The following is a 16,219-nucleotide window of genomic DNA, read 5'->3' on the forward strand; positions in this document are numbered from 1 at the left end:
AACAGAGCAACGAGCATCTGAGCCGACAGTCACACCATCAGCGACTTCTGTTAGGACCTCTTAGCGCGCGTGTTTTCGTTCAGCTGTGGCGCCGACCGCGCTCGCGCACCCCGGTGACGAGCACTCCGATGGCGAAGATCAGGACAAGGATGAAAATGGCGATACCGAGGACGTCCTGAAGACCACTGGCCAGGCCGCTGTAGCCCACATCGACGCCGAAGATCAAAGAGCACACGCCTGCGACAAGGGCCGTCCAGCCCAGCCAACCAGGAACCCGGCGACCAACGAGGATCGCGGCCCCGAAGAGCGCGAGGGTCAGCCCCAGCAGGATACGGAAGTAACTCTGGAACCCCCATTCCAGCCAGCGCACGGTCTCGGCGCTGGCGAAACGGATCGCTTTCTCACTGCCCGACGCGCTGACCCATGAGTCGACGGCCTGCTTCAGTCCCACGCCGTCCAATCCCTGCAGAACCGCCCAGATCGCGGCAGTCGCAACAGCTGCCGCTGCCCCCAGCTGCGCTACCAGGGAAGGCCCATCGGCACCGCGCAGGACGCGGTAGAGCACGAGCAGGCCGCTCAGCGTCACCAAGACGCCGATGAACTGCAGGAGATGAACGGCGATCCAGGGGTCACTGTCCGCGTACTTGGTGAAGATCGCCGGATGGTCGTCTTCCTCCCCCGAAGGATGGAAGCCAGCGGTCATGATCACATTGAGAAGGAAACCCCCGACCATGAGACCGCCGGCGATCGTCAGCCTGCGGCCTCGCGAATCGGCTGTATCCGTCCCTGTGCCGACACGCACATCCGGACTCATGAGCAGTCCCCAGTCCTCTCGATGCCACCGACCGACGTACCTGAGGATCACCAGATGCAGCCGCTGGCCACAGAATCAGCAGCGCCGCTTCACCCGAACGAGGTCTGATCGCGACCGATTGCGCCGGTGCCGGGCAGCTCGGCTAAAGGCCGTAACCATCACGGCGCACACCTCGTCGCCCTTGTCCGCGTCGGCGCCAAGTTCGAGAACGGCTTCCTGGTCGAGCGCGAGGAGGCGGTGGCCGCGTGAACCGGCCGACGCACGGGGCACTGCACCACGTCGAGATCTGGGTTCCCGATCTCGATCGCGCTGTCGCCTCACTCGGCTGGCTGCTTCAGACGCTGGGTTACGCAGTCTCGCAGAGCTGGGACACCGGCCGCAGTTGGCTGCTCGGGCCGACCTACCTCGTCCTCGAGCGGTCCCCGGCCCTCACCGCCGGCCGGTATGACCGCCGCCGCCCCGGGCTGAACCACCTGGCCTTTCACGTCGAGGACGCCACTACTGTCGAGAAGCTGGCCGCCGACGCGGCCCAGCACGGCTGGAGCCTGATGTTCCCCGAGCTTCACCCGCACGCCGGCGGCAAGCAGCACTACGCGGCCTACCTGGAAAACGCCGACGGCTTCGAGGTCGAGCTTGTCGCAATCAATTCACCCCAGAGCCGGTGAGCTCAACTGATCCACAAGTATTGACAATTGCTCGCGATCTTCGCCAACGCCCTCGAACTGGACGAGCACGGCGAACCGGTCAATGAGAAGTACGCGGAGCGCCGGGCTGCAACCGATCTCTACAGTTACTGCACACCGGGTAAGGCTGGCCCCGCCCGCGACCCCGCTCCCCTGCATAGTGGCGCTATCCGGTGAGGGCGAGGTTGTGCAGGCGGGCGATGCCATGCATCGCGTGCTGCACTCCATCGCCTCTCAGGCGGCAGTCGCGCAGGATCTTCCAGGTCTTCATCCGGGCGTGGGCGTGCTCGACGCGGGCGCGAACCTGCTATTGGGACTTGTTGTGTGCCTGTTTCCAGTCGGGTAGATCCTCTCCCTTGCGGCGGCGGTGCGGCATGACGAGCCCGGTACCCGGGCAGCCGCCATGGCGATGGTCGTTGTGTTGCCGACGGCGGCTTTCGCACCAGACTCCGCCCAGGTCCGGTAGTCGTTGCGATTGCCGGCAACGGCCCGGCCGACCACCACGACCAGGCGGGTGTCGGCGTCGATGACCACTTGATGATTGGTGGAATAGCGATAGTTCTTCGACTGCTCGGCCACCTTTTGGTCCCGGGTGGGCACCAGGATGCCGTCCACGATCAGCACCGCCTCTTTGGCGAACCGCTGGCGGGGACGCAGCGCAAACCTCGGGCCGAGGTCGTCGATCACCCGGTCCGCGGTCGACTTCGACACCCCGAACAGCGGGGCCAGGCCGAAGGCGCGGGGACTCAGACCGGTGAACGGGGCTATCCAGGACGGCTCGGACGACGTGATCACGCCTGACATGGTCAAGATCATCGTAAGGGAAGATCACTTACGGGACAGCCCTTAGGATTCTCCGGTGCAAGCGGTCCCCGAGTCGATGGCGCTGGCGAGCCGGCGTGCGTAATCGTCAAGCACTCTCCGCAGCTCAGCGTAGTGCGGGAGTGGGTCAGGGCGGGTGAGTTGGAACCACGTGGTGCTCCGGCGCTGCGCCCACCTCCGTCGCACGTTTGATGGCTGTTTAGCTGCGATGGTTCGTGGGGCGAAGAGATGTTCTCCCTGTGTCACCTGGGCCCAGACGAAGACTGAGGCTTCCTGGCGTTTACGGTCATCGAAGTCGGGTCGAATAGATCCCGGCAGTGGCTGCATCTTGTTGATCAGGTCGATCCAGGTGGTCCGGTCCAGTGCCCAGTCTCGAAGCGCCTCGCGTCTGCGCCGGTAGTCGACGAAGAGGTGCGGGTGCGCGCCCAGTTCCGAAGCAAGTTGCCTGAGTGCCGCGTCAAGCTCGGTCGGATCGCAACCCGCTTGTGCCCAGAATCGGGGCTCGCTGGCAACTTTGAACTGGACTCGGTTGGGGTTGATCCCGAGGAACGCTGCCGCGTCGCTCCGGGAGCCGCCCACGGACCACTGAACGAGTTGGACCGCGGCAGCCCGACGAAGGAACTTTGGAGCATGGCCCGAAAAGCGGGCGAGGTGGCGTTGATACCAGTCGTGCTCCAGGAACGCCGGGATGTGCTCAGCCCGGTAGTCGTCTCGAATCGGCGCCCGGATGCCCTGGCTGCCGCCAACCTTGCGGAAGGCACGTGTGAGAGGCTCAGCGGCTGCCTGCAACCGCTCAGAACATGCATGCTCGTGTCGGGCCAGGAGCCGCACCCACGGTGTGTGGCTGGGGCTGCTTCGGAAGGCAGCTCGGATGAACTGTGACAAAACCCCGGAGAGGTCCTCGGCAGCAAGAACGCGGTCTGCGGCCTGCAGAACGGCGGCGCAGACAATCGGATCTCGCGGAGGCGCGTCGCGGGCCTGACGTTCGTGTGGCCCGTGCCGACCGCGGACATAGACATCGACCTTCTCGACCGACGCTGTGTCCATCAGATATCGAGCTTCTGGCCAGGATGTGCTGATGAGAGTGGCAACCATTCGCAGATCAGAGAAGTATTCAGCGGTCTCTGCCGCGGGTGCCGACGAAGACAGACGGGTAAGGATGGCCTGTTGGAACTGTAGGGAGGCCGCAGTGGGCCGCGGCTGGATGCAATGCGGGCCGGCTTCGTTCAGCCATCCGCCGCAGGCTCGGGTCATCCGCTTCTTCGCCTGCGGTTCAGCGGACGTCCACCGGCACTGCGCGGGATGAAGCCTGTTGTCGTTGACGCGTGGGATCAGGAATTCGGATCCGGAACTCGGCCGGCCACAGTGCGGGCAGCACGGCTCCAGAAACTGCTCATGTCTGATGCAAGCGAAGACGACGGGCAAATGCCATGACTTGTGCCAGGGCCCCCCGTGCAGACGCTGGGTAGCCGTCGAATTGCCGGCCAGGCAAGAGGTGCAGAACCTCGGCGAGCTGAGGAACAGCCAGGTGTCTGCCCATGTGCGCTGGGACTGATTGAGGGAACGCGCGATCGGCGGATAGCGGTCACGCCAGGACAACAGGGTCAACTGAGTGACTTCTTGCGGGGACAGTCTTGTCAGATGGGCGAAGCCCGCGACCTGCGACGGCGTGAGGTCCAACAGCAGCTCGCGGGAGATGCGGGTGCGGTGAAACCCGTTGGCCAAGCCCGCCATGCGGGCCAGGTGAAGAGGCGGAAGGCCGAGTCGGTGAGAAAGCCGAAGCAGATAGCTGACCAGGGATTCTCCCGGCAAGGGTTCGAGACTCCGGGGCAATGGATGCATCACTGCTCCATCCGTCAGGCGCCCGCGCGGGCAGCCGGGCCAGGGTCATCGAAAACGGTGTTCCGGGGTCGTTTCGCCCGCGTGGCCTTCTTGCCGGCGGTCTTTGGGGCGGCCGGGATCACCGGTTCGTCCGGCGGCTGTTCTGGCGCGTCGCGCCGGAGCACGATCTCGTCCAGCAGGCTCTCGTCGATCAGTTCCTTCCCGGACTCCATGGCTTCCTGGGCGCCGTCTTCGAGCAGTCGTCCCAGCAGGCCGATGACACCGCCGGTGCGGCGCATCAAGTACTCCGGCATAGTGCCGCCGGTGAGCATGCCCTGCTTCGCGTTCATCAGCCGCAGATGCTGCTCGATTCCCTCCAGGTGATTGACGAAGGCCGCGATCTGTTTCGGGGTGATGTAGCGGAACCGGTCGATCTCGATGAGCTCGAAGCGGTGTTCTGTCTGGGTGATCTCCAAGCCGTGGATGCGGGTCGACTCCAGTTGTGGCATCTCCCATTGCCGGGTCTTCTTGTTCCACGTGGCCTCACGCAGTAGCCCGATGCCGGGGATGTTGACGCCGGTCAGGATCAGGGTGACGTCCAGGCTCATGAAGGCTCGCATCAGGTCCAGGACGTCCTGGTCGTCGGCTCTGTGCATCCGTAGTCGGCTGATGTCGTCCAGAATCAGTGCCTTGACGCCATGGTCATGCAGAGAGTCGGCGACCTGCCGTACGAGTTCCGGCAGCGTGGCCGACTTGCGGGTCGGGGCCCGGAAGAACCCCAAGATCGACGTGCAAAGGCTCTTCGGAGTCGCTGTAACCGGGGTCGAGACGTAGACAACCGGCGCGTGGAGATCGCGGGTGCCTGGACGAGCCTTGGGGTTGAGGTAGCTGTGCAGTTCCAGCCACTGGTTCTCGAAGACGGCCCCGGCTGAGCAGACAGACGCGGTCTTGCCGTAGTTGCCCCAGCCGCTGATCATCACGCCGGCCCGGGTCGGGTCGTTCTTCTTCCTCGTGTTGCCGCTCAAGCGGCGCCGGATCAGCTTGCCGACCTTGTCGTGCATGGCGGTGTCCTGCAGCGGGAGGTTCGCATTCGTCAGCTCCCGGTAGAGGTCATAGTCGTACTGGCGGCCATCAGGGAGCATCGACCACTGCTGTGGCGAGATCGCCGCGGCGGGGACTAGTAGGCCGCAGTGGGTGCGGTAGTGCTGCCAGCCGACGTAGGTATCGAGTGGTGGGCGACTGCTCAGGATCAACTCGGCGATCCTGGCTCGTGAAGGCAGACCCTCCAGCGGATCATCGTAAGAGAGGGCTCGGGTCACGTGTCGTCCTCCCGGACAGGTGTATCGGCTTCCGAGCCGTCGGGGGGCGGAAGCCGGAACATGGGACGCCGGTTCAGGGCCTCGTGCAGCGTCGCCGGGGCCACGGGCTTGACGTCGGCGAGAGCCTCTTCGCGTCGCCGACGGCGATCGTCATCGACCGCGTGGTCGATCGTGCAGGCGTGCTCGGCCCAGGCTGCGGGCATTTCAGCCGGAGCTGGCTCATCCGCGATGCCCGGTGCGGCGGGGCGGTCAGCGGCCGCAGCGTGTGCACGGGTAATCTCGCGGGCTTGGGCGACGCGCCGTTTCTTTCCGGCCTTCTTCTTGGCCTGGCTGGGCCATTGGTCGACGGGGGTAACCGAGCCGAGGATCCCGAGCAGATGTTCCAAAAGCTCGCTCTCGGAGTGGATCCTGATGTTGTTCGCCTTCACGCGCGTCAGGAGGGCGTCGGCGGTCTTGTCCGAGAAGGCGGGGATCTCGCCTTCAGGCGGCAGCCCTCGCCAGCGCAGGATGTGCCAGGTCTCGTGGTCGACAGGGTCCTGAAAGAACACCTGCCGGCGGTCCCTTCGGTCACTGCGGACCACCCACTTGCCAGCGTGCCTGCCGCCTCGGGTGGACGGCCGCAGGAAGCGCGGCTCGTCGAGGACCGGGGCGTGGTACCACAGCCCGAGGATCTTCACTCCGCGCCGTGCATGGATCTTCACCTGGTGCTTGCGAAGGACCTTGTAATAGAAGCTCGGTTCAGGGAAGTCCAGGTCGAACCCGCCCTGTTCCATCGCCGCTGCGAACAAGGTGTTGGGGCTGTGGTCCTCACCTGGCGCCCAGCTCGGAGCGTATTCACCTAATTTGCGGTTTTGCCAGATCTGAACGATCCAAGTCGCGATGATGTGCTCGGCTTGCGCGAGCGTGAGGCTCGCGTCGCGTTCCGGATCGGCACCGCGGTCTGCGACGTTGCCGCCCGTGAAGCCCAGCAGATGCTCGAAGAGCATGGTCTGGATGGTGAGGAACTGGCGCTCGACCGCGAACTTGTCGGTCTGCCGCAGAATGCGTGCGGGAAGGATGCGGCAGCCGATCTCCCGTTCGGCTTCCACGAGGTCGTGGTTCTTGTAGGGGCCGCCGTGGTCGGTGGTGACGGTCTCCGGGGCGAAGAACGGCAGAGCGGCGACCCGGTGCCCGGTGAACTCGGCGATCACGTCTGCCGGGACCCCGGCGTAGGGCCATTCCATGTCCTCTCCCCAGCCGTCCCTCATCGGAAGCGGCAGCATCACGTCCCGCAGCAGCATCGCGATGTCGACCGAGGTGTCGGACTGCAGCGTGAGCCGGAAAGCCGGCAGACCGTGCGTGTAGAGATCGAGCGCGAGGGTCAGTGTCGCGGTGACTGCCTCGCCGAACACGGCCTCGCGCAGCTTCACCGGCATCGGTGTCGAATCCAGCACCAGCACCTGGCCCGGCCGGTGGACCACCATGCGGCCGGAGACGCCGGCCTCAGCGGCGGCCTGGGCGGTCCGCGCGTAGCGCGGCTGGGCACCATCGGACCCGAACCACTCTTTCCAGACGGTCGCGAGCGTCCCACGGGAAGGAATCTTCCTGGTCGGAAAAGCAGGGAACCGCTCACGCATGTACTGGTGCATCAGCCGGTGCTTGGCGGACAGACTCAGGCGGGCGCGTTCGCCGCACTCGGCCTTGACCGCGAAGATTGCCTCCCGTACCTCATTGGTGATGCTGCGGTGCCCACTGAGTCGCCGTGTCCAGCGTCCGTCTGCGCAAGCCAACAGAAGGCTGTCGCCCGATAGGGCCGACAGACGCTCCAAGGTCCGAAGACTGAGGTGTTGCAGGCCGAGCCGGACCGCCTCCGAACGGTGCATCGCTTTCGTCTCCGCCGCCTTCGCGTAACGCCGTTGGGTCAGCGTCGTGCGGTCCGGATCATAGGCAGGCCGAGGTTCGCCTGGCCGGGCCCGAGCCGGGTGCCCCTCCCGGAACCCCGTTTCAGCCTCCAGCACGTGCGAGGCCCGTAGCCGGGCCCGCTCCAGCTGGTCCTCGGTCAGGTCGGCGAGTGTCCTTGGCTGCCGGGAGGCCGGCAGCGGTCCTTTTGATGCTTCGACCGTCGGCAGGAGTCGCAGGTCGGGATGGTTGATGAGCCAGCGGAACGAGCGGGTCTCCGTGTGGCCGTCGGTATCTGCGAGGACGAGCCGGCCGAGCTGGCCCTGGACATCTTCGATCGTCCACTCGACGCCGTTGAGTGTGACCCGCCTGCCCGGCGCGACCTGCAGGAGCCCTCTCGCCGCCATCACACCGCCCAGATCAGCGAGCTGTCGCGCAATGGGCTGCCCAGATCGACGCCGAGCTCGCGTTGCCAGAGCAGCCGGACGATGTTCGCCCGGCCGACGGAAGGCATGCTGGTCGCCTCCGCCAGTTCGGAGAACGCCATCACTCGCCCCTCCCGGCCGCCGACAGCCGTGAGTAGCTGGTCCCGCATGCCGAGCAGATCTCTCGCCGGCCGCCGGCGCGAAGACAAATGATCAAGGACGCTCCAGACATGCGGATGCCAGCCGGCGACCACCGAGTACCGCCAGCCGCATGCCGCCGCCGTCTCCCTGGCCGCCGCGAACTTCAGGGCGTCGTCGTCCTTGACCAACTCCATCGGGCGGACGTCCAGCAACCACATCCCGCCGCCGATCACGGCCAGGAAGTCCGGGATGTGCCAGGATCGTCCGCCCACATGCTCGAAGTCCAGCCGGAAGGGCTGCGACAGCACCTCCGATGCACCCACGAAGTCCAGCGCGACCAGCAGCCGCATCTCCTCCAGCGACTCGAAGCCGTGCGTCCTGCCCGTTGACGTCATCACCTCAAGCCCGGGGCGATGGCGCTGCTTCGCGCGCCAGGTGAACCCCCGCATCGGCTGGGACGACAGCACCGGCACGTGAGCCATGTCCCGGACCGGCCAGCAGACCTCGCCAGCACCCACACGCCACGTCGTGCTCCACCGGCGCAACCAGCCGTCCCCGAGCAGCAGCCGATCCCGCACCCGGGCAGCCACGTCGTAGGCCGTGACGAGCTGGTCCAGATGACTTGAGTCCGACGGAATCTTCGCCCCCGCTGTCTCACTCACACGCCAACAGCAGCACTGTCCGACCGGCAGCGGGGGTCATTCTTCGAATCTGATCGCTACGCAGCGTTACGGAATCAAGATCCGCCAACTAGACGTGCTCATCCGCCAACTAAAATTCTCGGTCGCAACCGGCACCGACGCCGGAGGACCCCGGCCGCGCCCGGACTACTGATTGAAAGTTGAAGTAAGGGCGCCGGGTGGTTTAGCTTGAAGCTTCAAGTTTGTCGGGCCGTCGCGCCCCGCCGTGCCGGCCCGCCGTCCCCTCACGAGGAGTCCCCCCATGGCCAGTCCCGCCACCGTGTCCCCCCGCCCCACCGCGTCAGCCGGCCAGGACGCACCCGCCGTTCCCGCCCGCGCCTACGACATCGGCCTGCTGGTCCTGCGTCTCGCGCTCGGCCTGACCATGGCCGCGCACGGAGCGCAGAAGCTGTTCGGCTGGTTCGGCGGAGGCGGCGTGGAGGGCACCGGGATGTTCTTCCAGTCCCTCGGCTACCCCTCGCCGGAGGCGTTCGCGGTCGTGGCCGGGCTCACCGAGACGCTCGGCGGGCTGGGTCTCGCGCTCGGTCTGTTCACCCCGCTCGCCGCGGCGGCCGTCGCGGGCACGCTGGTCAACGCGATCGCCGTGAAGTGGGGCGGCGGCTTCTTCGCCCCGGAGGGCGTGGAGTACGAGCTCCTCATCACCCTGGCCGCGGTGGCGCTCGCCCTGACCGGTCCCGGCCGGATCGCCGTGGACCGGCTGCTCCCGGGGCTGCGCACCCACCGTCTGACGTACGGCGTCGCCGCGGTCGTGCTCGGCGCGGTGGTGGCCGGCGCCACCCTGCTGCTGCGCCACTGACACTGCGGCCGGTTCCCCCGCCGGCGCGGGTTGCGGGCCGCCGTCGCGGTGACGGCGGCCCGTAGTCGGTGACGGCATCGGCGTGCGCGGGGGCGGGGAGGAGGGCGGCGGCCGTCAGGAGCGCGATCGCGGTGAGACCGCCTCCGGGGCGGGTACGGCTGCGGGCGGTGCGTGACATGGATACTCCGCGGCTCTCTCGGATGTGAGGGACACAGAGCGTTCGGTATGTCGATCCTCGGTCAGCACTTCGAACGGCAAGATAGGGAGGAGGCAGCGGCACGTCAATGGGGCGGGCTACGGCGGAGAGGCGCGGGGACGGGACGTGAGGGGCGAGTACTGGCCAGTGCCCGAGGTGCTGACGTACCTGGTCGGCGACTGGCGGGTCGAGCGGACCGTGCGGGACCTGGCGAGCGGGGACCGGGGGCGCTTCGTGGGGGCTGCCGTCCTCGGCCCGCTGGACGGCGGCGGCCTGCTGTACGAGGAGTCCGGCGATTTCACCTGGCGGGGCGTCACCCGGCCCGCCGTCCGGACCCTGCGCTTCCTGCCGGGCCCCGGGGGCACGGCCGACGTGCGGTTCGCCGACGGACGCCCGTTCCACGACCTGGACCTCGCCACGGGCCGGTACGTCGCCGATCACCCCTGCTCCGCGGATCTCTACCGGGGCGAGTTCACCGTGCGCGACGCGGACCACTGGCGGACGGTCTGGCGGGTGCGCGGGCCCGCCAAGGATCTGGAGCTCGACACCGGCTACGCGCGCGTCGGCTGAGTGCGGGCCCCGTCCAGCCGCAGGCTCCAGCGGCCCGCCCGGCCGGCCACGCTGATCGTGGACAGCGAGCGCACGTCGATGCTCCAGTACGTGGCGGGCGGCGCCTTGAGCACGTAGACCAGGGCCGCCCGGATCACGGAGGGCTCGGCCACGGCGACGACCGCGCAGTCGCCGTCGGCCGGCCGGGTGTCGAGCCAGCCGCCCACCCGGCCGATGAAGGCCGGCAGCGACTCCCCGCCGTACGGGGTGGCCCACGGGTCGGCCAGCCAGGCGTCCACAGCTCCCGGTTCGCGGGCCATCGCCTCGCCCAGGGTCAGCCCCCGCCAGCGGCCCATGTCGCAGTCGCGCAGGGCGAGCTGCACCAGCGGCGCGTACCCCAGCCCCTCCCCCGTGGCGCGGCTGCGCGGGGACGGGGAGCAGTAGCGCAGGTCGGCCGCCGCGAGCGGCAGCAGTTCGTGCGCGGCCCGCTCCACCTCGTGCCATCCGGCCTGGTCCAGCGGCCGGACGTCCTCGAAGCGCTCGGCGAGCAGCGAGGAGCTCCCCGCGGCGGCGACGAACGTGACCCGAAGTGCCATGCCGCGATCGTCAGTCGCCGGGGTCGACTGGTCAAGGGTTGCCGTCCCGCCGTCACCGTGCGCATCCCCTCCGTCGCTCACGGGTGGGAACGGGACGGGCCGGGCCGGCGGGACGGTGCCTCACGCGAAGTGGAGCAGCATCCAGTGGTCGGGCCGCTCCAGCGGGCGGAACCCCAGCTTGGCGTAGACACCGTGCGCGTCATGGGTGGCCAGCATCGCGCGTTTCACTCCGCAGGACCGCAGCTCCTCCCGTACGGCCCTGACCAGGGCGGTGCCGACTCCCTTGCCCCGCACCGACGGGTCGACGTACACGTCGCACAGCCAGGCGAAGGTCGCCCGGTCGGTGACCACCCTGGCGTACGCCACCTGTTCGTCCGAGAGGGCGTCGAAGACACCGAAGTTGAGGGAGCCGGCGATCGCCGCGTCCTGCTTCTCCCGGGAGCGGCCCAGGGCCCAGTAGGCGTCGGTCGACAGCCATCCGTGCACACGGGCCGCGTCGATCCTGGCGGGGTCGGTGGAGATCTCGTAGCCCTCGGGCAGGCGTGGGGTGTCGGTCATGGCGGGATGGTGTCAGGCCCGGCGGGCGGCGTCGAACCCTTATGCCGGCAGGTCGTCGCAGGCGGTGCGCAGGCGCCGTACCCCTTCCGCGATCTCACCGGTGCCGGCCACCGCCGCGAAGCTCACCCGGAGGTGTCCGGCCGTGGGTTCGGCGGCGAAGTAGGGGCGGCCCGGGGTGACGGCGACGCCGGCCCGCAGGGCGGCGGCGGTCAGGGCCGTTTCCGCGGTGCCCTCGGGCAGCCGCAGCCACAGGTGGTAGCCGCCGGACGGGATGTGCGGCAGCGCCAGCCGGGGCAGCCGCAGGCGCAGCGCGGCGGTCATGGCGTCGCGGCGGGCCCGCAAGGCGGCCGAGACCGCGCGCAGGTGGCGCGGCCAGGCGGGCGAGCCGACGAGTTCCAGCGTCGCCTCCTGGAGCGGACGGGGCACGAAGAAGGTGTCGACGACCTGGATCGCCCGCAGCCGCTCCAGCACCGGACCGTGCGCGGCCAGGGCACTCACCCGGAAGCTGGGCGAGGTGGCCTTGGTGAGCGAGCAGACGTGCACCACCACCCCGTCGGGGTCGTCGGCGGCGAGCGGCCGGGGCAGGGGGCCCGCGTCCTCGTGCACCAGCCGCCGGACGAAGTCGTCCTCGACGACGAACGCGCCCGCCTCGCGGGCGATGCGCAGCACCTCTCCGCGCCGCTCGGGGGCGAGCACGGCGCCGGTGGGGTTCTGGAACAGCGGCTGGCAGACGAAGACCCGGGCGCCGGTGGCCCGGAACGCGTCGGCGAGCAGTGCGGGCCGTACGCCGTCCGCGTCCACCGGGACGGGTACCGGGCGCAGGCCGGCGGCCCGGGCGATGGCCAGCATGCCGGGGTAGGTGGGCGACTCGACGAGGACGGGCGCGCCGGGCGGGGCGAGCGCGCGCAGGGCGGTGGTGAGTGCGGACTGTCCGCCCGCCGTGACCAGCACCCCGGCCGCCGTGACCGGTCCGCCGATGCTCCGGGCGAACCACTCGCGCAGTTCCGCCAGCCCTTCCATGGGGGGCCGTCCCCAGGCGCCCGGCCGGCGTCCGGCGCGGGACAGCGCCGCCGCCATGGCCCGCTCGGGCTGGAGGGAGGGGTGCAGATAGCCGCCGTTGAACTCGATCACCCCGGGCGGCGGCGCGGCCAGCGAGACCAGCACGCCGGAGGCGTCCACCGAACGCGGCACCAGGTCGGCGGCGCCGTCGGCGCTGAGGGCGACCTCCTGCCAGGAGGTGTCACCCGCGGGGGCGGCCGGGGCGCGGTGCTGGGCGCGGAAGGCTCCGGAGCCCGGCCGGGTGACCACCAGGCCCTCGGCGGCGAGCACCGCCAGCGCCCGGGAGACGGTCACGGGGCTCACCCTGAACCGCTCCACCAGGGCCCGGCTGGAAGGGAGCTTTCCGCCCGGTGAGTAGCGGTCGAGCTCCCTTCGCAGCTGTTCCGCCAGTTCACCCACGCTGCTACGCTCATGCATGAGAGCACAGAGTAGCGCTACTGCCGCGCCGTCGATAGCAGTGCCCGTCCGGCGGGACGGCCGGGGCCTCGGCACCCTGCAGGCCGCCCTCGGCGTCATCGCCTTCTCCCTCACCTTCCCGGCCACCGCCTGGGGTCTCGAGGGGTTCGGGCCCTGGTCGCTGGTGGCCGTGCGCAGCGTGCTCGCGGCCGTGATCGCGGGCGGCTGCCTGCTCGCGCTGCGCGTTCCGCTGCCGGATCGCCGGCACTGGACGGGGCTCGCGGTGGTCGGCGGCGGAGTGGTGCTCGGCTTCCCGCTGCTGACGACCCTGGCGCTGCGGACCTCGACGACCGCGCACGCGGCCGTCGTGGTGGGGCTGCTCCCGCTGACCACCGCGCTGATGTCCGCCCTGCGGGTCGGCTCCCGCCCCTCGCGCACCTTCTGGACGGCGGCCCTCGCCGGAGCCGCCGCCGTGCTGGCCTTCACCGTGCAGCAGAGCGGCGGGGCGCTGACCACGGCCGACGTGTACCTCTTCGCGGCGCTGCTGGTGTGCGCGGCCGGATACACCGAGGGCGGCAGGCTGGCCCGGGTGATGCCGGGCTGGCAGGTGATCGGGTGGGCGCTGGTCCTGTGCCTGCCGCTCACCGTGCCCGTCGCGGCGCTCGCGCTGAGTGCCGAGCCGGTGCGGCTGACCGCACACAGCGTGACCGGTCTGCTGTGGGTGGCGGCGGGTTCGCAGTTCCTCGGGCTGATCGTCTGGTACCGGGGCATGGCCGCCATCGGCATCCCCAAGGCCAGCCAGTTGCAGCTCGCCCAGCCGCTGCTCACACTGGTGTGGTCGGTGCTGCTGCTGAACGAGCACCTGACGGTGGCCGCCCCGCTGACGGCGGCGGCGGTGCTGGTGTGCATCGCCGTCACCCAGAGGGCACGCGGTTGAGAGGAGGCCCCGATGCGCGCAACCACGGGTGACCAGCTTGTCCAGCACGGCAGGGTGGTCGGCCAGCACGACAAGATCGGTGAGATCGTCGAAGTGATGGGCGAGGAGGGCACCCCGCCCTACCGCGTCCGCTTCGAGGACGGACACGAAGGCGTGTGCTCACCCGGCCCCGACACCGAGATCCGGCACCGGACCACGACCTCGCAGCGGTAGGTCAGCGCGCGGGCCGGGCCGGCTTCCCGTAGTGGTCGGCGACCACCCGTGCCATCGCCCCGTTCCGGTCGGCCGTCACCTCACGCGCGGCGAAGAAGACGTGCCCGCCCACCTGCGGGTGCTTCCGCGCCAGCGTGAGGTGGCGGGACAGCTCGGCGGGGTCCTGCCAGGCCGCGGGCTGCGCGGGGTCGCCCGCCTTGTAGAGCGCCTCCCCCGCGTACAGCCGGGTGCCGGAGCCCTCGACGACGCCGGACCACCAGCGCAGCAGCTCCGCGTAGTCGGCGGGGGCGAAGCCGATGTTCCAGTAGAGCTGCGGACAGATGTAGTCGATCCAGTTCTCGCGCGCCCAGGTGCGGGTGTCCGCGTGCAGGTCGTCGTACGTCTGCACGCCCGCGCGGGTGGCGGAGCCCCGCTCGTCCGTCTCCGCGTTGCGCCACACGCCGAACGGGCTGATGCCGAAGCGGGTGCCGGGCCGGATCGCCCTGATCCCGGCGGCCGTCTCGCGCACCAGGCGGTCGACGTTGTCCCGCCGCCAGGCCGCGCGGTCCGGGAAGGCGCCGCCGTGGGTGTCGTAGGAGCGGTCGTCGCCGAAGGTCTGGCCGGCCACCGGGTACGGGTAGAAGTAGTCGTCGAAGTGGACCGCGTCGACGGGGTAGCGGCGCACCGCGTCGAGCATCGCCTCCCGCACGAACGCACGGACCTCGGGCAGCCCCGGGTCGTAGTAGAGCTTGCCCCCGTACGCGACCACCCAGCCGGGATTGCGGCGGGCCGGGTGCGAGGCGGCCAGCCGGCCGGGGTCGGCGTGCACGGCCACGCGGTAGGGGTTGAACCAGGCGTGCAGCTGCAGCCCGCGGGCGTGGGCCTCCTCGACGGCGGTGCCGAGCGGGTCCCAGCCGGGGTCCCGGCCCTGGGTGCCGGTGAGGTACTGGGACCAGGGCTCGTGGGGCGAGGGCCACAGGGCGTCGGCCGTGGGCCGCACCTGGAGGACGACGGTGTTGAGCCGGGCGCGCACGGCCGCGTCGAGGTGGGCGGTCAGCTCGGCCCGCTGCCGGGCGGCGCTCAGGCCCGGCCGGGAGGGCCAGTCCCGGTTGGTCACGGTGGCCACCCACATGCCGCGCATCTCGCCGGCCGCCGCGCCGCCGCCCCCGGCCGCCTCCGGGGCACGCCGCGGGGCGGCGGACGCCCGGGGCACGGACGCCAGTCCGGCCAGCGCCAGCGCCGCGAATCCCCTGCGTGACACCCGCCCCATCGCGCCCCCTCGTACTTCGCCGGACCTGCTGGTCGGGCAGCGTCTCCCGGCCAGGATGCCCCACCCGCGCGATCGATCATCGATACTTCGGAGTAACGTGCACGAACGGAGCAGGACCCGGGACCCGGCACCCTGCCACAGCCGTAAGCAGAAGCGAAAGGGACGATGTGACCGACATCGAACGCGTCGGAGTGGTGGGCTGCGGTCAGATGGGCGCGGGTATCGCCGAGGTGTGCGCCCGCGCCGGACTGGACGTGATGGTCGCCGAGACCACCGGCGAAGCCCTGGAGATCGGCCGCACCCGGCTGTTCAGCTCCCTGTCGAAGGCGGCCGAGCGCGGCAAGATCTCCGCGGAGGAGCTGGCGGCCACCCAGGCCCGGCTGAGCTTCACCACCGACCTCGGCGAGTTCGCCGACCGTGACCTCGTGATCGAGGCCGTCGTCGAGAACGAGCAGGTCAAGACCGAGATCTTCCAGGTGCTGGACCAGGTCGTGACCCGGCCGGACGCGATCCTGGCCTCCAACACCTCCTCCATCCCGCTGGTGAAGCTGGCGGTCGCCACCTCGCGGCCGGACCATGTCATCGGCGTCCACTTCTTCAACCCGGCCCCGGTGCAGAAGCTGGTCGAGCTGATCCCGGCGCTCACCACCTCCGAGGGCACGCTCAGCCGCGCCCAGGTCTTCACCGAGAAGGTGCTGGGCAAGCACGCGATCCGCGCCCAGGACCGCTCCGGCTTCGTGGTGAACGCGCTGCTGATCCCGTACCTGCTGTCCGCGATCCGGATGTTCGAGTCGGGCATCGCCAGCCGTGAGGACATCGACAACGGCATGGAGATGGGCTGCGCCCACCCGATGGGCCCGCTGAAGCTGTCCGACCTGATCGGTCTGGACACGGTGGCGTCGGTCGCGTACTCGATGTACGAGGAGTACAAGGAGCCGCTGTACGCCGCTCCCCCGCTGCTCCAGCGCATGGTCGACGCGGGCCGGCTGGGCCGCAAGAGCGGCTCGGGCTTCTACACCTACGGCTGAGCCCGGGGACGCCCCAGGGGCCCGGCACCTCGACGGGG

General features: G+C 69.6%; 16 protein-coding genes and 1 pseudogene. 7 read left to right on the forward strand and 10 right to left on the reverse strand.

The features are described from left to right. Positions 1-79: 79 nt before the first annotated feature. Positions 80-703, reverse strand: a complete 624-nt coding sequence (locus tag IE118_RS25470; protein ID WP_189560378.1) for a hypothetical protein — start codon at positions 701-703, stop codon at positions 80-82. A gap of 356 nt (positions 704-1,059) precedes the next feature. On the opposite strand from IE118_RS25470, the gene IE118_RS25475 reads away from it, so the two are divergent. Both IE118_RS25475 and IE118_RS34830 read left to right on the forward strand, forming a co-directional pair. Next, on the forward strand, positions 1,060-1,479 hold the full coding sequence (locus tag IE118_RS25475) for a VOC family protein (RefSeq protein ID WP_189560379.1): 420 nt from the start codon (positions 1,060-1,062) through the stop codon (positions 1,477-1,479). Positions 1,480-1,506: 27 nt separating this feature from the next. After that, entirely contained in the window at positions 1,507-1,674 is a 168-nt protein-coding gene (locus IE118_RS34830) for a DUF7677 family protein (RefSeq protein ID WP_434100249.1), read from the forward strand. Here IE118_RS34830 and IE118_RS25480 read toward each other — a convergent pair. The 5 genes and pseudogenes from IE118_RS25480 to IE118_RS25500 all read right to left on the reverse strand — a co-directional run bounded on the left by IE118_RS25480 (position 1,664) and on the right by IE118_RS25500 (position 8,565). Then, a pseudogene (locus tag IE118_RS25480) lies at positions 1,664-2,301 on the reverse strand (transposase). The gene IE118_RS34830 and the pseudogene IE118_RS25480 overlap by 11 nt on opposite strands. A gap of 42 nt (positions 2,302-2,343) precedes the next feature. Further along, the gene (locus tag IE118_RS25485) at positions 2,344-4,161 is read right to left on the reverse strand and encodes a TniQ family protein (protein WP_189560380.1); all 1,818 of its coding nucleotides are present in this window, start codon (positions 4,159-4,161) and stop codon (positions 2,344-2,346) included. A 14-nt stretch (positions 4,162-4,175) separates the two neighbouring features. Then, on the reverse strand, positions 4,176-5,459 hold the full coding sequence (locus IE118_RS25490) for a TniB family NTP-binding protein (protein WP_189560381.1): 1,284 nt from the start codon (positions 5,457-5,459) through the stop codon (positions 4,176-4,178). Then, the gene (locus IE118_RS25495) at positions 5,456-7,744 is read right to left on the reverse strand and encodes a transposase (protein WP_189560562.1); all 2,289 of its coding nucleotides are present in this window, start codon (positions 7,742-7,744) and stop codon (positions 5,456-5,458) included. Before IE118_RS25495 ends, IE118_RS25490 begins: the two co-directional genes overlap by 4 nt. Continuing rightward, positions 7,744-8,565, reverse strand: a complete 822-nt coding sequence (locus IE118_RS25500; protein WP_189560382.1) for a TnsA-like heteromeric transposase endonuclease subunit — start codon at positions 8,563-8,565, stop codon at positions 7,744-7,746. Before IE118_RS25500 ends, IE118_RS25495 begins: the two co-directional genes overlap by 1 nt. A gap of 280 nt (positions 8,566-8,845) precedes the next feature. Between IE118_RS25500 and IE118_RS25505 the strand changes: the two genes are divergently transcribed. Both IE118_RS25505 and IE118_RS25510 read left to right on the forward strand, forming a co-directional pair. Then, positions 8,846-9,400: a DoxX family protein gene (locus IE118_RS25505; protein WP_189560383.1), complete on the forward strand. Its 555-nt coding sequence runs from the start codon at positions 8,846-8,848 to the stop codon at positions 9,398-9,400. A gap of 322 nt (positions 9,401-9,722) precedes the next feature. Further along, entirely contained in the window at positions 9,723-10,166 is a 444-nt protein-coding gene (locus IE118_RS25510; RefSeq protein ID WP_189560384.1) for a DUF6314 family protein, read from the forward strand. Here IE118_RS25510 and IE118_RS25515 read toward each other — a convergent pair. From IE118_RS25515 to IE118_RS25525, 3 genes are all read right to left on the reverse strand, one after another. Further along, positions 10,148-10,741, reverse strand: a complete 594-nt coding sequence (locus tag IE118_RS25515) for a histidine phosphatase family protein (protein ID WP_189560385.1) — start codon at positions 10,739-10,741, stop codon at positions 10,148-10,150. The genes IE118_RS25510 and IE118_RS25515 overlap by 19 nt on opposite strands. Before the next feature lie 120 nt (positions 10,742-10,861). Continuing rightward, positions 10,862-11,299, reverse strand: a complete 438-nt coding sequence (locus IE118_RS25520; protein WP_189560386.1) for a GNAT family N-acetyltransferase — start codon at positions 11,297-11,299, stop codon at positions 10,862-10,864. A 39-nt stretch (positions 11,300-11,338) separates the two neighbouring features. Beyond that, entirely contained in the window at positions 11,339-12,775 is a 1,437-nt protein-coding gene (locus tag IE118_RS25525) for an aminotransferase-like domain-containing protein (RefSeq protein ID WP_189560387.1), read from the reverse strand. Here IE118_RS25525 and IE118_RS25530 point away from each other — a divergent pair. Both IE118_RS25530 and IE118_RS25535 read left to right on the forward strand, forming a co-directional pair. After that, positions 12,774-13,691 carry a DMT family transporter gene (locus IE118_RS25530; RefSeq protein WP_189560388.1) on the forward strand — a complete coding sequence of 306 codons (918 nt, stop codon included), beginning with the start codon at positions 12,774-12,776 and terminating at the stop codon, positions 13,689-13,691. The two genes, IE118_RS25525 and IE118_RS25530, sit on opposite strands and share 2 nt — an antisense overlap. Before the next feature lie 12 nt (positions 13,692-13,703). Further along, entirely contained in the window at positions 13,704-13,904 is a 201-nt protein-coding gene (locus IE118_RS25535) for a DUF1918 domain-containing protein (RefSeq protein ID WP_189560389.1), read from the forward strand. 1 nt (position 13,905) lies between these two features. On the opposite strand, the gene IE118_RS25540 is transcribed toward IE118_RS25535, so the two are convergent. Then, positions 13,906-15,153, reverse strand: a complete 1,248-nt coding sequence (locus IE118_RS25540) for a glycoside hydrolase family 10-like protein (protein WP_189560390.1) — start codon at positions 15,151-15,153, stop codon at positions 13,906-13,908. Positions 15,154-15,320: 167 nt separating this feature from the next. Here IE118_RS25540 and IE118_RS25545 point away from each other — a divergent pair, with 167 nt between their 5' ends. Continuing rightward, complete coding sequence (locus tag IE118_RS25545; RefSeq protein WP_189560391.1) at positions 15,321-16,181, forward strand: 3-hydroxybutyryl-CoA dehydrogenase; 861 nt, start codon at positions 15,321-15,323, stop codon at positions 16,179-16,181. The last annotated feature ends 38 nt before the right edge of the window (positions 16,182-16,219 follow it).

Origin of the sequence: Streptomyces pilosus (assembly GCF_014649835.1) — a bacterium.
GTDB lineage: Bacteria > Actinomycetota > Actinomycetes > Streptomycetales > Streptomycetaceae > Streptomyces > Streptomyces pilosus.

Excerpts from the sequence above, each read along its gene's own strand:
- IE118_RS25470 (WP_189560378.1), bottom strand. The coding sequence starts at position 703 with ATGACCGCTGGCTTCCATCCTTCGGGGGAGGAAGACGACCATCCGGCG.
- IE118_RS25485 (WP_189560380.1), bottom strand. The coding sequence starts at position 4,161 with ATGCATCCATTGCCCCGGAGTCTCGAACCCTTGCCGGGAGAATCCCTG.
- IE118_RS25495 (WP_189560562.1), bottom strand. The coding sequence starts at position 7,744 with ATGGCGGCGAGAGGGCTCCTGCAGGTCGCGCCGGGCAGGCGGGTCACA.
- IE118_RS25505 (WP_189560383.1), top strand. The coding sequence starts at position 8,846 with ATGGCCAGTCCCGCCACCGTGTCCCCCCGCCCCACCGCGTCAGCCGGC.
- IE118_RS25515 (WP_189560385.1), bottom strand. The coding sequence starts at position 10,741 with ATGGCACTTCGGGTCACGTTCGTCGCCGCCGCGGGGAGCTCCTCGCTG.
- IE118_RS25520 (WP_189560386.1), bottom strand. The coding sequence starts at position 11,299 with ATGACCGACACCCCACGCCTGCCCGAGGGCTACGAGATCTCCACCGAC.
- IE118_RS25530 (WP_189560388.1), top strand. The coding sequence starts at position 12,774 with ATGAGAGCACAGAGTAGCGCTACTGCCGCGCCGTCGATAGCAGTGCCC.
- IE118_RS25525 (WP_189560387.1), bottom strand. The coding sequence starts at position 12,775 with ATGCATGAGCGTAGCAGCGTGGGTGAACTGGCGGAACAGCTGCGAAGG.
- IE118_RS25535 (WP_189560389.1), top strand. The coding sequence starts at position 13,704 with ATGCGCGCAACCACGGGTGACCAGCTTGTCCAGCACGGCAGGGTGGTC.
- IE118_RS25540 (WP_189560390.1), bottom strand. The coding sequence starts at position 15,153 with ATGGGGCGGGTGTCACGCAGGGGATTCGCGGCGCTGGCGCTGGCCGGA.